General features: G+C 54.4%; 12 protein-coding genes. 11 read left to right on the top strand and 1 reads right to left on the bottom strand.

Features of this window, described 5'->3' with window-relative positions; all coding sequences use genetic code 11:
- The first annotated feature begins 25 nt into the window (after positions 1–25).
- Genes DBR02_RS02855 through DBR02_RS02810 form a run of 10 tightly spaced genes read left to right on the top strand, consistent with a single transcriptional unit; the run spans position 26 to position 12,179 of the window.
- Complete coding sequence (locus DBR02_RS02855; RefSeq protein ID WP_032634949.1) at positions 26–466, top strand: Bbp16 family capsid cement protein; 441 nt, start codon at positions 26–28, stop codon at positions 464–466.
- A 4-nt stretch (positions 467–470) separates the two neighbouring features.
- Positions 471–857, top strand: coding sequence for a hypothetical protein (locus DBR02_RS02850; RefSeq protein WP_063921810.1), 387 nt, complete (start codon positions 471–473; stop codon positions 855–857).
- Between the two features lie 51 nt (positions 858–908).
- Positions 909–1,232 carry a capsid staple protein gene (gene gp10, locus DBR02_RS02845; protein ID WP_045342894.1) on the top strand — a complete coding sequence of 108 codons (324 nt, stop codon included), beginning with the start codon at positions 909–911 and terminating at the stop codon, positions 1,230–1,232.
- Positions 1,232–1,837 (top strand): hypothetical protein, encoded by a 606-nt coding sequence (locus DBR02_RS02840; RefSeq protein ID WP_040117947.1) that lies wholly within the window; start codon positions 1,232–1,234, stop codon positions 1,835–1,837. The genes gp10 and DBR02_RS02840 overlap by 1 nt, the downstream gene beginning before the upstream one ends.
- Entirely contained in the window at positions 1,837–4,314 is a 2,478-nt protein-coding gene (locus DBR02_RS02835; RefSeq protein WP_107533496.1) for a hypothetical protein, read from the top strand. Before DBR02_RS02840 ends, DBR02_RS02835 begins: the two co-directional genes overlap by 1 nt.
- Complete coding sequence (locus DBR02_RS02830) at positions 4,314–4,778, top strand: hypothetical protein (RefSeq protein WP_107533495.1); 465 nt, start codon at positions 4,314–4,316, stop codon at positions 4,776–4,778. The genes DBR02_RS02835 and DBR02_RS02830 overlap by 1 nt, the downstream gene beginning before the upstream one ends.
- Entirely contained in the window at positions 4,778–5,317 is a 540-nt protein-coding gene (locus tag DBR02_RS02825) for a virion core protein, T7 gp14 family (RefSeq protein ID WP_032671835.1), read from the top strand. The genes DBR02_RS02830 and DBR02_RS02825 overlap by 1 nt, the downstream gene beginning before the upstream one ends.
- Before the next feature lie 12 nt (positions 5,318–5,329).
- Positions 5,330–7,858, top strand: a complete 2,529-nt coding sequence (locus tag DBR02_RS02820) for a hypothetical protein (protein WP_107533494.1) — start codon at positions 5,330–5,332, stop codon at positions 7,856–7,858.
- Positions 7,858–9,423 (top strand): hypothetical protein, encoded by a 1,566-nt coding sequence (locus tag DBR02_RS02815; protein WP_107533493.1) that lies wholly within the window; start codon positions 7,858–7,860, stop codon positions 9,421–9,423. The genes DBR02_RS02820 and DBR02_RS02815 overlap by 1 nt, the downstream gene beginning before the upstream one ends.
- A complete protein-coding gene (locus DBR02_RS02810) occupies positions 9,423–12,179 on the top strand; it encodes a hypothetical protein (protein ID WP_107533492.1) in 2,757 nt (918 codons plus the stop codon). Before DBR02_RS02815 ends, DBR02_RS02810 begins: the two co-directional genes overlap by 1 nt.
- A gap of 223 nt (positions 12,180–12,402) precedes the next feature.
- Here DBR02_RS02810 and DBR02_RS02800 read toward each other — a convergent pair whose 3' ends face one another.
- A complete protein-coding gene (locus DBR02_RS02800) occupies positions 12,403–12,663 on the bottom strand; it encodes a hypothetical protein (protein ID WP_032671830.1) in 261 nt (86 codons plus the stop codon).
- Between the two features lie 195 nt (positions 12,664–12,858).
- Here DBR02_RS02800 and DBR02_RS02795 point away from each other — a divergent pair, with 195 nt between their 5' ends.
- Positions 12,859–15,564, top strand: a complete 2,706-nt coding sequence (locus DBR02_RS02795; RefSeq protein ID WP_059585504.1) for a right-handed parallel beta-helix repeat-containing protein — start codon at positions 12,859–12,861, stop codon at positions 15,562–15,564.
- Positions 15,565–15,577 lie beyond the last annotated feature (13 nt).

The following is a 15,577-nucleotide window of genomic DNA, read 5'->3' as shown; positions in this document are numbered from 1 at the left end:
ACCGGCCCATAAATGGAGAAAGAAAATGATCCTCGACAAACTGTTGATGTTCTCCGAGAAGCAGGCGGTTACAGCTTCTGCTGCTTCTACGGACGTGATTGACCTCGGCCCTATCGACGGCACCCGCCGCGATATCGGCGTTGGTTATCCGCTGGAGTTCTGGGCAACCGTTGACACCACTGCAACCGCTGCTGGTGCTGCGACCCTCAACGTTCAGTTGCAGACCAGCCCTGACAACTCCACCTGGACCACTATCTACGACAGCGGTGCTCTGGCGCTGTCTGCACTGACAGTTGGCAAACGCCTGTTCTCAACCAAAGTTCCGGCGGGCGTCCAGCGTTATCTGCGCGTTAACTATTCAGTCGGCACCGGTCCGCTGACTGCTGGCGCGTTCACCTCGGGCATTAATCTGGATGTTGACAACAACACTCCTTATTACCCGATCCGTTCCAAAGTGACTGGCTAAGGTGATGGCAATGGAAAAAGCAAAATACCGCGTCCTGCGCTTATCCCATATTCATAACAACCTCTGGCCTGAAGGCTCAGAAATTGAATATGACGGCGAGCCAGGATCTGCGCTGGAGCCGATCAACGCAGCGGCGAAGGCGGCAAAGAAGAAGGCAGATAAGAAGGCAGATAAGAAGCGCGGAATCGTGCCGGTTGACTCTCAGCCTGAACCACAGGATGAAGATGATGGCCAGGAAGATACCGGCGGTAAAGATGCCAATACCTTCAGTGAAGATGAAGCCGCGCTACGCCAGCAGTACGAAGAACTTTTCAACAAGAAACCTGGCAACATGAATGTTGAAACGATCAAAGAGCGTATTGCGGAAGAACGGCAAAAACTGGGCGTCTAAGCCTCGCTAATAAAACAAGGGGCTTCGGCCCCTTTATTGCAGGAGTCCGCTATGGAACTGGTAAACCTCAAAACTGGAACTGACACCTATCAGGATGAGGATGGTAAAACCCAGACTCGCGATGATTATCCATGGGGCCTTTGCATTGAGCTGAACAACGAGACGCTCGCCAAGCTCAAGGCAACGCCACAATCCGCTGGTACTGAAGTGATGATCACCGCGAAAGCCATAATTCGTTCCACCTCTACCCGAGAAACGGAAGATGGCATGCAGCATAACGCCAGCTTGCAGATTACTGACATGGCACTCAGCCCGGTATCTGGTGAGCAGCCCAAAACTGCCGCCCAAACTCTCTACGGCGGGGAGGATGATTAATGGCCTCCGTTATCGAGATCTGTAACCGCGCGCTGAGCAATATCGGGAACAGCCGCAGCATTAACAGCCTGACCGAGGCCAGCAAAGAAGCCGGGCAGTGCTCCCTGCATTTCGATTCCTGCCGCGATGCTGCGCTGGCGGACTTCGACTGGAACTTTGCCACCAAACGCCTGGCGCTGGCCGATACCAACAATCCGCCGCCGGACTGGGCTTATTCCTACCAGTATCCGACTGACTGCCTGCGCATCACCGAAATTATGGTGCCCGGCATACGTAATCCCACGGCGGCCATGCGCATCAACTATGAGGTTGGGGCTGATACCGACGGCACCGGAAAGCTGATCTACACCGATCAGCCTCAGGCATGGCTGAAGTATATCGCGCGCGTCACCGACGTGAACATGTTCGATGCAATCTTCATGGAAGCGCTGTCCTGGCGTCTGGCCGCCGCCATCAATATGCCGCTGACCGGCAGCGCAGATCTCGGTAACAACGCACTGACCATGTACCGCAGCGTCATCCTGAGCGCTGGCTCGCACAGCCAGAACGAATCCCAGGAGCCGCAGCCGCCAGTTGATGAGTTCACCGCAGCGAGGTTGTCATAATGGCTTTCAGTTGGATTCAGCCGAGCTTTGCCGGCGGTGAAATTGGCCCGTCGCTGTACGGGCGCATCGATATGTCGAAGTATCAGGTGGCGCTGCGCAAGTGCGACAACTTTATTGTCCGTCAGTATGGCGGGGTGGAGAATCGCCCGGGCACGCGCTTCGTCGGCGAAGCCAAATATCCGACGCGAAAATGCCGCCTTATCCCTTTCCAGTTCTCGACCGTCCAGACTTATGCGCTGGAGTTCGGGCACAACTATATGCGCGTCATCAAAAACGGCGCGTATGTGCTGAACAGCAGCAATGTGATCTACGAACTGGCGATGCCGTATGCTGAGACTGACCTGTTCCGCATCAAATTCACGCAGAGCGCAGACGTGCTTACGCTGGTTCACCCGGCCTATCCGCCGAAGGAGTTGCGCCGTTACGCGCACGACAACTGGCAGATCGTTGATGTCACCACCAAAAACGGACCGTTCGAAGATATCAACGTTGACGAGTCAGTGAAGGTATACGCCAGCGCCAGCACCGGTACTATTACGCTGACGGCAAGCTCCGCCATATTCGGATCTGAGCAGGTAGGTAAATTGTTTTACCTCGAACAGCCTGCGGTTGATTCCGTTCCCGTATGGGAGACCAGCAAGACCACCGCTATCAACGATGTACGCCGCGCCGACAGCAACTACTACCGTGCCAATACTTCCGGCAAGACCGGGGCCCTGCGGCCTTCTCACACGGAAGGCATGTCCTGGGATGGATGGGGCGGAACCGGGGATAGTGATACCGGAATCCAGTGGGAATACCTGCACAGCGGTTTCGGCATTGCGCGCATTACAGCCGTAGCCAGCGACGGCCTGACAGCCACTGCTACGGTGGTGAGCTATATCCCGTCGCAGGTTGTCGGATCGGCTAATGGCAGCTACAAGTGGGCACGGTACGCATGGAACAGTGTCAACGGCTACCCGAGCACGGTTGTTTACTATCAGCAGCGCCTGTATTTCGCCGCGTCCACCGCGTACCCACAAACGATCTGGGCGAGCCGGACCGGTGACTATAAAGACTTCGGCAAGAATAACCCTATTCAGGATGACGATCGCATCATCTACACCTACGCCGGGCGACAGGTGAATGAGATACGCCATCTTATCGACGTCGGCAACCTGGTCGCGCTGACATCCGGCGGGGAATATACGATATCCGGAGACCAGAATAAGGTCCTCACGCCGTCGGCGTTTTCGTTCAGCTCGCAGGGAAACAACGGCTCCAGCAATGTGCCGCCGATCGCGGTGGCAAACATCGCGCTGTTCATCCAGGAGAAGGGGAGCGTGGTCCGTGATCTGGCTTACTCCTTCGACGTGGACGGATACCAGGGCACTGACCTGACCATACTGGCAAACCACCTGTTCCAGAAGCGCAGCATTGTCGACTGGTCATTCTGCATCGTGCCGTACAGCAGCGCGTTCTGCATCCGCGATGACGGCAAACTGCTGGTGCTGACCTATCTGCGCGACCAACAGGTATTTGCCTGGGCACCGCAGTCCAGCACTGGAAAGTACGAAAGCACCTGCTCCATCAGCGAAGGAAGCGAGGACGCTGTTTACTTCGTGGTTAACCGCACCATCAACGGACAGACGAAACGTTACATAGAGCGCCTGTCCAGCCGCCTGTTTACCAGTGATGAAGATGCGTTCTTTGTCGATTGCGGACTGAGCTATGACGGACGCAATACCTCAACACGTACTATGACCATCAGCGGCGGCAGTGGTGACTGGAGCTATCAGGTTGACTACCCGGTGACGATAAGCGGCGGGGCGTATTTCGTGGGCACTGACGTTGGCGCTCAGATCCAGTTCCCGTACTCAGAAACGGATCCTGATACCGGCGAAGTGGTGGCGAAAGAATTGCGTGGCGACATTATCTCCGTAACGAGTAATACCGCCGTGGTTGTGCGCTTCAACCGTAACGTACCCGCGGTACTGCGCACTGCGGCCACAACTAACTGGCAGATGGCCCGCCAGACTTTCAGCGGTCTGTCACACCTCGAAGGCCAGACAGTCAACATCCTCTCCGATGCCAGCGTAGAGCCACAGAAAACCGTAACCGGTGGTGCTGTCACGCTGGAATCACCGGGCGCAGTGGTGCATATCGGGCTGCCGATCACCGCTGAATTCGAAACGCTGGACATCAATATCAACGGGCAGGAAACGCTGCTGGATAAAAAGCAGGTGATCCCCACTGTGACGATGGTGGTCAACGCCAGCCGCGGCATCTGGGCAACCACTCCGGGCGGAGAATGGTACGAGTATCCTCAGCGTGAGTTTGAGTTCTACGACGATCCGGTTGATGACGCTACCGGGAAGGTGGAAGTGAAGCTCGACAGCAACTGGGATAAGAACGGACGCGTTAAGGTGCGCCAGCTCGACCCACTGCCGCTTTCTGTTCTGGCGGTCCTGCCGCGCATGACGGTCGGGGGATTCTGATGATTAAAGCTCAGATCGTACCGGCAACCCAGGAACATATCGAAGCTATGCTCCCGCATGTCCGCCAGGCTGACGTTGATGAATTTATGGCGACAAACGGATGGAGCCCGCGCCGCGTTCTGGAAACCGGTCTGCGCACGTCAACTTTCGCCTGCGCCGGGCTTATCAACGGGGAAGGGGTGACCATCTTCGGCGTGGCCCCGGCATCAATGATCGGCGGCAACGGTATCCCGTGGCTGGTGGGCACCGATGCGCTGGAGAAATACCAACGCACTTTCCTGCGCCGCTGCGGGAAAGTGGTCAATGCAATGCTGGCTGTTTACCCGTATCTTGAAAACTATGTAGATGCCCGCAACCACACAGCGCGTATCTGGCTGCACTGGCTGGGATTCACCATTGAAGAACCACAGCCGTACGGCGCTCACGGTCTTCTGTTTCATCGCTTCCACATGGAGAAAAAATAATGTGCGAACCCACCACAATCTTAGCCGGTGCGACTCTCGCAGCAGGCGCGCTGTCAGCTTACAACCAGTATGAGACAGGGAAATATTCTGCCGCTGTTGCTGAGCAGAATGCGGATGTGGCAGAAGCTCAGGCGCAGGACTCGATTAACCGTGGCAATGCCCAGGCCGAGGAAGTGCGCCGCCGTAATCGCCAGGCAGCCGGCACCCAGGCTGCAACCATGGGGGCCACCGGGGCAGACCTCTCAACCGGTAATGCTCTGGATATCTTCGGAGATACCGCTCAGTTCGGCACGCTGGATGCTCTGACGACCGTTAACAACGCCCAGCGCGAGGCTTACGGCTATCAGGTGCAGTCCGCCAACTATGACGCCCAGGCGGTATCCGCGCGTAAGCAGGGGAATATGGGGGCGATGACAACGCTGCTCACAACGCCGCTACAGGCTTACGGAGCCTATCAAATGGCTGGTGGGACGTGGTCGCCATTCTCACAGAAGGCCGCACCTATCAGCGCAGCCGTCGGCACGCCAACCGGTCGATAAGGAGATATCGAAATGCCAACAGTACCAACAGTCAGCGGGCGCCAGGTTGAAAGCCGCGGATTCCAGTCTCCTGGATTTCAGGCGTTCGAACAGCCGAATGTCGGCGACGTCATTTCTCAGGTCGCGCCAAAGGCGATCGACATGTTCGCGCAGGCCAAGCAGAGGGCGGATGTCGCCCAGGCGCAAGATGCATCGCTGCAACTGAGTCAGGTATCGAGTGATCTGCTGACGAATCCCGATACCGGTCTGCTGAATCTTCAGGGTAAGAATGCACTGGGTAAGGGCCAGGAGTACACCCAACAGTTTGATTCCCAGGCAGAGCAGATCGCCATGACCCTGCCAGAAGGTGCCCGTGCCGGGTTCCTTCAGCAAGCACAGCAGCAGCGCATTCAGTTCACGACGCAGGCCGGACGCCACGAGATCAGCCAGCTTAACGCCTATGAAGAAGGACAGTTCCAGGCGACGCTGGCGAACAACGGGAAACTGGCAGCATCTGCGTACGGCGATAACGCCAACTACGTGCTGTACAACCAGCAGACCTTTCAGCAGATCGAAACCTATGGCGCCGCGCATGGCTGGAGTGCCGAGCAGATTCAGGCGAAAAAGACCGAATTTAAAGAGAAGGTCGCTGATACGGCTCTCTCTCAGTGGTCTGCTAACAACTCTATCGAGTTCATTCAGAGCAATGGTGAGCTGAGCGACACGGCTGTTGGATCACGTCGTGCGGTATCGGAAGGCGGTTCAGGCGACAGCGCTCGCGGCATTCGCAATAACAACCCCGGAAACCTCGAGTACAGCAAAACTAATCCGTGGGTTGGGCAGACCGGTGATGATGGTCGATTTGCTAAATTCGAAACTCCGGAGCATGGCATTCGCGCGCTGGGCCGCAACCTGCTGTCTTATCAGCGCCAGGGCATCGATACCGTCAGTGACATTATCAACCGCTGGGCGCCGCCATCTGACAATAACAACACCGATGCTTACATTCAGGCAGTATGTGCACAGCTCGGCGTAACTGCGGATCAGCAGCTTGACGCATCAAACCCTGACACGCTGAAGGCTCTATGTGCTGCAATCATCCAGCATGAGAACGGGAGCCAGCCATACAGCGACCAGCAGCTCGCCACCGGTGTCAGTGCAGCTATTGGCCTGTCACAGCTTCCGACCAGCACCAAGCGATATACCGGCAATGCTGCATTCGACGCTGCATCTCCTGAAGCGCAGGCAACCTTCCTTCGCCAGGCTGACCAAATTCGCAAGCAGCAGCAGGCGGAATATCGCACCAGTATCGACAGTCGGGTTCGCGATGCCAGCGCGGCATACATGCGCGGTGTTGATTTCCCTGATGCACCAACGCAGACCGACTTCCTGGTTGCCTATGGGGTGCGGGAAGGTAATCTCCGCTATACCGAGTTTCGGAATACGCAGATCGCCGGGCAGTACATTGGCTCATTCCGCAACATGCCGACGAGCAGCATCACAGCCTACGTCAATCAGCTGAAGCCAGGAACCGAGGAAACAGGCGAGGGATATGCATCCCGCGCTGAATTATTCGATCAGGTATCGGCGGCGGCCTCAAAGGTGATCAGCCAGAGGCAGAACAACCCGTTCAACGCCGCGGTGGAGATTGGAGCCTATAAGCCGATCGCCAGCAACAACCCTAACGACATCACAGCTGAGGTTGCTAACCGTTTCTCTTCACAGGAAAGCCTGCGCGCGCTGGGCATCAATGCGCCTATTCTGTCCAGTGAGGAGGCTGCGGCACTGTCTGAACAGGTACGCGGTACCAAAGACGTAAACCAGACAATCAGCCTGTTACAGAGCATGGGGGAAACGCTGTCCGCTCCGGCAATGCGCCAGGTCGCGTCTGCCATTGCGCCTAACAACGCAGCAACTGCATATTCCGCGCTGCTGCTGGGGACGCCGGATAACCAGTACGACAACAAAAAACCATCGATCGCATACAGTCAGTTCATTGGCTACAAGCCGACCATGAATAAGTACGACGTATCGAAGGTGATCCTCGCTGGCGATCAGTTGCTCAATCCAACGAAGGCAATGAAAGATGCTGGTATAACCCCGGTGCAGTTGCCGAGCGAAGATAAGCTGAAACGAGCATTCGACGATCAGGTGGGTAATGCATTCGCCAATAACGCGCAGGCGCGCCAGCTCAGTTATAACCTTTTCAAGGCAGCTTACGCCGGGATCGCTTATCAGTCAGGTGATGCCTCCATGACGCGCACTGATGCAGCCAACTCCGACGTAGTGGAAAAGGCGGCGCAATACGCCACAGGGGGCGTGTACAAGGGCTTTAATGGTGGCGATGTGGTAATGCCGTTCGGCATGGATAAATCCACCTTCAAGGACCGCTACACCGCATCTGCACAGCAGGCGCTGAAAGATGCCGGTCTGAACGTAAACTCCGCATCAAACTTCACGCCAGTCAACATTGGCAACAACCAGTATCGACTGGTAAGCGGCAGCGGGCGCTGGGCGACGGATCCGAAAACCAATGAAGCTATCGTTGTGAGGGTCGAATAATGTCTGATGTATTTTCTCTGGCTCCGGAAGGCCAGGCGTGGACCGACGATAAAGCAGCGGCCAATCCGGCACGACCAGAAGACTATGAGCCGACATTCTTCCAGGGTTCAATCGCCGCACCGGTGCGCGGCGTGGCTGAGGGCACTCTCGGCCTTGCACAGTCTGCCGTCGGATTCAGTAAACGCCTGATCAGCGATCCGGCATTCACCGCAGACGTGGCGCCAACGGTCAATATCTTCCGTGTGATGTTTCCTGATGCCGATAAAGCGCTGAATGAAACATACGACACGATTGGCAAACAGTTGCAGGATGCTCGCGGGTATGTGAAGCCGGATGTTGGTAGCCAGGGCACCGCTGCTGAGGTTCTTTATGGCCTCGGTCAGTTCGTGCCGGCCATTGGTGCGACCATTGTCGGCGGCCCCGCGGTCGGCGCAGCTACGGCATTCAGCTCTACGTATGAACAGTCCTATCAGGATTTCAAAGGGAAGGGTGTAGACGAGTCGACGGCGCGCAACCTGGCAACTCAGCAGAGCCTTTTCAACGCAGCGGGCATGGCCTTACCTGCTGCCATCGGCACCACTCTGGCAACGCGCATTGCCTCAGGTGTGGCAATAAACACCGGGTTCGGTGGCCTGAACCGTTACTCCGTCGGCGAAACACTGGAGGAGAAAGGCTACACCGAGATGGCGAAACAGTACCGGGTATTCGACGGCCAGGCGATTCTGGTGGATGCAGTGCTGGGTGGCGCCTTTGGTGGTGCCCATCACCTTGCCGCGCGAAATGCTGACGTGCCGCCTCCAGCAGATACTGAAGCGCCGATCCCGGCGGCGGAAGTGCAGAGCGCACCTGATGCAAGCGCAGAGCCATCGCCTGTGGCCGAAGTAGCGCCAGTGACAGACGCGCCAGGATCACCGGTTCGCTCGGATTCTCAGTCACCAGTGACAGAGCCTGCCGCCACGACAGATATTCCTGCTATTAAGCCAAGCGATATCGATGCCGCCCACACTCTGAATGAGGGGCTCTATTACGATCTGGAATCCTCCCCGGTGCTGCATGCCAGCAACGAGAGCATCAACAGCCATGTGGCAGCCATGGACGAAGCGTATCGACAGCTGAATGACGGCCAGCCTGTTAACGTCGGTATGATGGCGCGCGGGCTGGATGGTCCGGCCCGGCCTGGCATGCTGGAATCTGCAAGCGAGCAGTACCATGCAATGCAGCAGGTTTTCGAAGAGAATGGTGTCAGGTATGAAACGCCGTCAGAACTGGCTGGAGAGGCTCCTGCTCCGCGTGCCGAAAGCGCATTCACGGCAGCAGACGAAACTGGCGGGCAGGTCAGTGTGGATCCCGATACCGGACAGGCTATTTCATCCAACAGTTACGACCTGATGGCGGCGCGCGATATGGCGACCACTAATCCGGACCTGACAATTACGCACCCCGACACCGGGCAACCGGCGAAACTCTCCGATGTTCTGGCTGAATTTGATGAACAAATCCAGACCGTGCAGAACGAATCGAAAGTTTATTCAGTCGCCGCCGCGTGCTTCCTGAGGAATCCATAATGAAACAGGCATGTGTTGAAGCCATTGCGCAGACCCTGGGCCGCCAGCCAAAGGCTGACGAGCTGAAAGGTATTGAGGACCGTATCAAAGAGGCCGTGCGCCAGGTACATAAAAAAAATGCCAGGGAAGGCAAGACTGGCATCCCTGATGCGCAGACGTACATGGAGGCCGCTGATCTTGTGCGACAGCGCGTTGTGCATGACGTTTATAAGAAGCGTCAGCGCGTCGCTCAGAACGCGATCGCCATCAGCAGGGTGACAGATACCCTCGACGCTAATATCCCGCCAGAGCAGCAAACACCCGCCAATTTGCAGCAGTTTATCTTCGCAGGACGGCGCACAACTGACGGTAAGGATATTGCCGTGACCTCGGCCGAGGAACTGGCAACCGGAGCATATCAGGACTGGTCACGCCAGCTCAGTGCTGAACTGCTCAAAGCCGGTGATGACGTCCGTAAATTCTTCGAGCAGAGCAAAGCACTCGGTGAGCAGCGTTTCCGCAGTCTGTTCGACCAGCAGGCGGCAAAGTCTGCACAGCTCCAGATCCTGAAAGAGTTATATGGCGAGGACACCGGGAACCCGCAGGCGAAAAAAATCGCCCAGGTATGGAATGACGTCACCAGCCGGGCCCGGCAGGAAATGAACGACAACGGTTTCGATATCGGCCTGCGAGAAGACTGGCATCTGCCGTATGTGGACGACGCTGATTTTATTCGCAACGCCGGGCGAGATGAATGGCTGGCATCATTGCCGGTGGCAGAACAGGCCAAAGCGCGACTGTCAGGCCGTCAGCCTCCGATTGAGTTTGCCCGCCAGGCATGGGTGGACGACGTTTACAACACGCAGGATCGCAGCAACTACGTTAATCCAGACGGCAGCCCGATGAATGACATCGAGTATCGCCAGGCGCTGGAAGCGATCTTTGAAACGAAGGCCACCGATGGCGCCAACAAAATCGACCCGGGCGCGTTCATGGGCACCGGCGGGATAAAGAATCGCGGTTCCCAGAGCAGGGTGATGGCGTTCAAGGATGCGCAGTCGCACTTCGCCTACATGGAGCGTTATACGCAGCAGCCGGTGGTGGGCGTAATGATGTCGCACCTGCAATCCTCCTCCCGCGATCTGGGTGTCGTTAAAGCATTCGGCCCGGACGCAACCCGCAACTTTTCGCTGGTTCTGGACCGCGTATATCAGCGTGCAGTAACCGGCGGAAAGGAAGTCGGCAAGATGAACGATGAGCGCAAGATGGTTGAGCGCATGTTTAACTCAATGGCGGGGCTTAACGGTGCGGCCACATCGAGCGTATTCACGTCGGCGGTTGGCGGCCTGCGCAACCTGATGACCAGCGCCATGCTCGGCACCAGCGTACTGACCGCAACCAGCGACCAGGCGATCATGCGCGCCAATGCCCAGGCTCTTGGCTTTACCCGAGACGGCATGCGCCTGTCTGCAAACACCATTCGCAACCTGTTCAGCGGTGATGCCAAAAAGGCCAATGCCGAGCTCGGCCTGCTTGTGGACTCGCATGCTGCTGTCGTATCGAAGATGGGCGGCTTTGACCTGTCGCGCGGAATCACCGGCTGGTTCGCAGAAAAAACGTTGAAATGGTCAGGTCTGATCGCCATGGACCGCGCCAACAAGGCGGCTTTTGGCCTGCTGATGTATAAAAACATTGGCGAACTGACCCGCAAATTTAAGACTCTGGATGACGTAAAAGGGTCAGATAAAACCATCCTTGCTAACAAAGGCTGGAGCAATGAAGACTGGGCGATCATGGCAGCGGCAGACCTACAGCCAATGACTACCTCCGGTCACATGGGTATGACTCCTGATGCGATCTACGCCGTGCCTGATGAAGTGATCGCCGACATCATGGCTGACCGTATCGCGCAGGTGCGTGCAGGTAGTGATGCAGCGCTGGCCGCGCTTGGCGATATGCCACCAGAGCGCCTGAAGAAAATGAAAGAGGCGTTCGACGCAGAAGCAGAGCAGACCATCACGCGCATGGTACGTAACGCCAGAGCCGAGGCCGCTCAGAAACTTCTTGGTATCACGCACGGCGAGATGACCAGCGCCGTAACGACCGCTACCGGCCTTGACACCTATGCCCGAGACGATGCCGGACAGCTGATCAAGAGTTTCATGCTCTTTAAGACAACGCCATTCGCTGGGTTCCGCCAGCTGGTAAACCGGGCTAATGATCTGGACACGGTACCAGCTCTTAAATTCCTCGCTTCATACATTGCAGGCACGACTCTGGCCGGGATGTTTGCAAACCAGATGAATAGCCTGTTGACCGGTAATGATCCACTGGATATGACGAAGCCAACTACATGGGTACAGGCTCTTCTGAAAGGTGGGTCATTCGGTATCTACGGCGATTTCCTTTTCCAGGACCATACGCAATATGGTTCCAGTATCGCGGCTACCATCGGCGGACCAGTGCTCAGCTTTGCAGAACAGTTAACTAAACTGCTGATCACTAACCCGCAGAAGGCATTGCAGGGGGAAGAAACTTCATTCGGTGCCGACGCGCTTAAGACGGCTCGAATGATCACCCCGTTCGCAAACCTCTGGTATGCAAAAGCCATTACCAATCACCTGATCCTGCAACAGCTTCAGGAGATGGCGAACCCTGGGTACAACGATCGGGTAAGGGACCGCGCGCAGCGGGAATTTAACACAACGAGTTGGTGGGAGCCCGGCGAAACAACACCGCGGCGCGCTCCAGATCTCGGGAAGGCGGTGGGCCAATGATGGACATCTTAGTCAGTATTGGATTGATGTTGTTCTGGTTTGCTTCCGTAGTTGTATGCGGTACTGCCTATTTGTGGGTGACTGTAATTGCCATCAGGAAAAAGTGGTTAGGAGAGTGGTCGGCGAAGGTCGTTTACTTCTCGACCTTCGTCATCATTGCCGCAATAATCTTTAAACTTCCTTTACTGTGACATGTCACGAGGCCGCGCATGCGGCCTTTACTTTATGTCGTTTCCTGCTTCAGTTTTTCCACGCAGTAATCAAGATGCATTTGCAGATCTTTCATGGACATCTGCGAGCTGGTGACATAGTTAACCAGAGCAGTCAACTCAGCCATCGGACCATCAACGTTAAACCCATCCTCACCAAGCTGGCGCAGCAACGTCATCAGGTGAGAATCTTCAACAAGGGAGCGGACGCCTCCCGGCGTGTGTATTCGTTCGGCAAATCCTTTTTCCAGCGGGTGATGATACTGACGTTGCATCTGATAATCTCCATGCATTCACTGTATATATGTACAGTAGCAAATGTTCGAAATACTATCCAGCACGAATTGCCATTTACCTAAAAGGTAATAACTTTCCTGATTGTTATTCATTCAATTCATATAAGGTTTGCTAGGTAATAAACTGTCCAGATGATGCACGCGCGCCGGGCGCTGCTTAACTGGAGACAGGCCATGACGGTATCAACCGTAGTTGACCATAACGATTACACGGGGAACGGCGTTACGACATCCTTCCCGTACACGTTCCGCATATTCAAAAAAACAGATCTTGCTGTATCAGTTGTAGATCTCAACGAAAACATCACAGTCCTGGTTCTGGATACTGACTATACGGTTACGAACGCAGGAGGATACAGCGGCGGTAATGTGGTTCTCACCACTCCGTTGACAAATGGCTGGAAGATTTCCATTGCCAGAGAACTGGAGCCGACGCAGGAAACCGACCTGCGCAACCAGGGCAAGTTCTTCGCTGAGGTACATGAAGATGCCTTTGACAAGCTGACTATGCTGATCCAGCAGGCATACAGCTTGTTCCGCCTGGCTCTTCGCAAGCCATCGAGCATCGCGAACTGGTATGACGCGCTGAACAACTACATTCGCAATTTACGCGATCCGAGAGACCCGCAAGATGCGGCCACCAAAAACTATGTTGATACGCTGGCAAACAACAATCTAAATCGCACGTTACGCGTTCCTGAGGCAATACCTTCATTGCCAGATGCAGCTACAAGGGCTAATAAAATTGTCGCCTTTGATAGTGCAGGCAATCCATTCCCTGTTCTTCCACCATCAGGATCAGCATCAGACGTTCTTATTGAGCTGGCGAAGCCAACAGGCTCATCAAAGATTGGTTACGGCGATCGCACTGTAGAAGATAAACTTAATGAGCGGAAAAGTCCTTTCGATTTTGAAGCAATAGGCAATGGTGAAGATGATGACACATTAGCACTTCAAAAATTTATAGACGAAACTGATGGTGATCTTGATCTTGCTGGTGGCACATTTCTAATAAGTAAGAATTATGCCCTAGCTATTCAATATCCAAATGAAGCCGACTTTTCTGACGGTACTTATAACTATAGCCCATGCCTTGCATTGGTTGGAAAGAAGGGTATCAAAATTCACAATGGAACATTGCTGGTTAAGACGCATGGCCTTGATGCGTTAAGCCTCATAGCCTGTGAGCATGTTACTGTTGATTTAACTATCAAGGGTCCGGGAATCTTCCCTGCAATTGATACCACAACTGGGTATGCAGAGAAAGGAGAAGCCAGATTCGGGTACGATTCTGCTCTAGTTCTTGCACCAAATAATGCCCTTGATACCAGCGCATATACTGGCGGAGCATACGCTGGTGTTACAGGTCAATTCCCTAAATACAATGCAGACGGCAGCCAAGCTTCAGGTTGGCAGAACACGTGGGGCAAGTTCCTTGGCGGCAACATCGGTAGCTGGGCTTGCGGTGTGAAGGTTCAACGTGCATGCCGTGGTATTCTTATCAATGACTGTGACATCTCTGGGTTTAACTTTGGTGCGGTAGGTATTGGCATCCGTAACACAGCAGCAGCCTATGGTGCAAGTGATTACACCACAGATGCAGATGTACCTGATGGCGTGATGGTTATTAATACACGTATTCGCAAGTGCTACAGTGCAGGCATCTACGTCCTCTCTGGATATCGCCTGAACTACATGGCGAATAACATCGAAGACATCGGTCACCCTGATGGGGATGATGTACTGAACGCAAGTTACGACCCAGGCTACGGTATCACACATGGTCGAAACCGAAGAATCCGTAATGTAACAATTACTGAGAATATGATTCGTAACTGCCGCCGCAAGTGTATTGACTTCCATGGTGGAGGCCAGGCTATCATCGCAAACAACCATTGCCTTGAGCATGGGGTTGTAGGTATCTACGCTAAGTGTGGACCAGGTTGGGCACCCAACTATGAACCATATAACCTGATTGTCGCTGATAACTATGTCCGTTCCCGTGATGTACCTGCCAGTGAAACTACAGGCCTACTGATCGGTGCTAAGTATACACGATGCATTGATGTTGGTGGTGGTGGCGAAGCCACGCAAGCCACATACCCAGACCCTTTTGTCAAGATACACAATAACTACTGTGAACTCCGTGCATACGATGGGGTAGCAATAAGCACAGGTGCTGGTGACGACAACTACGCCGTTTTCCAGGATATTGATATCAGCCACAATAGTGTTGTCATGAAGTGCAACACAGTCAACAATACGACTGAGGGCATAGCTGTGAATGCTGGAGCGGGGACTAACAAAGTTTACAGAGGTCAGCGCATACGTTTGGTGGGAAACAGCGTTAAGCAACTGAACAACCTGTCGCTTAACTATCGTGTAATTGGGTATAAAATTTCTGGAATTCCCAAATCAATCATCGCTCATGGAAACATTGTTGATTTAAACACATTAAACCAGGCGGGTTTGCTATCATCGTTTGTTTTGGATGGTAGGACATATATATCATTTTCTGGAAACCAAGCATTAAGCATTGGTTCTCGTAGCACAATGTCAGCCTCAGACATAATTTTCTACGACAATACAAGAATATCTATTCCAGCAGGATCGGCGTCTACTTCAATTCCAGCCAGCTTATTTAGAGGGGTTTGGCAGGCAACCATTGCAGGATCTGGAGATGCATTTGGAGCAAGGCAGGTACAACTAGCTAACACAGGCACTACTGGCACATCGACAGATGTTGTGAGGTCATCTACGACAGGTGTTATCGCTAACATTGCGGTCGGACCATCTGGTGTTGTTATTCCAGCGATAACAAATCAAACAGATGTAACCATCAGTCTTAAACCTCTGGTTCAATATGACTCAGTGCTATAAATAATAACGCCCC

Origin of the sequence: Enterobacter cloacae complex sp., assembly GCF_900322725.1 — a bacterium.
Classification (GTDB): domain Bacteria; phylum Pseudomonadota; class Gammaproteobacteria; order Enterobacterales; family Enterobacteriaceae; genus Enterobacter; species Enterobacter quasihormaechei.
Note: the sequence above shows the minus strand (reverse complement) of the source record. Positions and strands in the feature narration are given on the sequence as shown.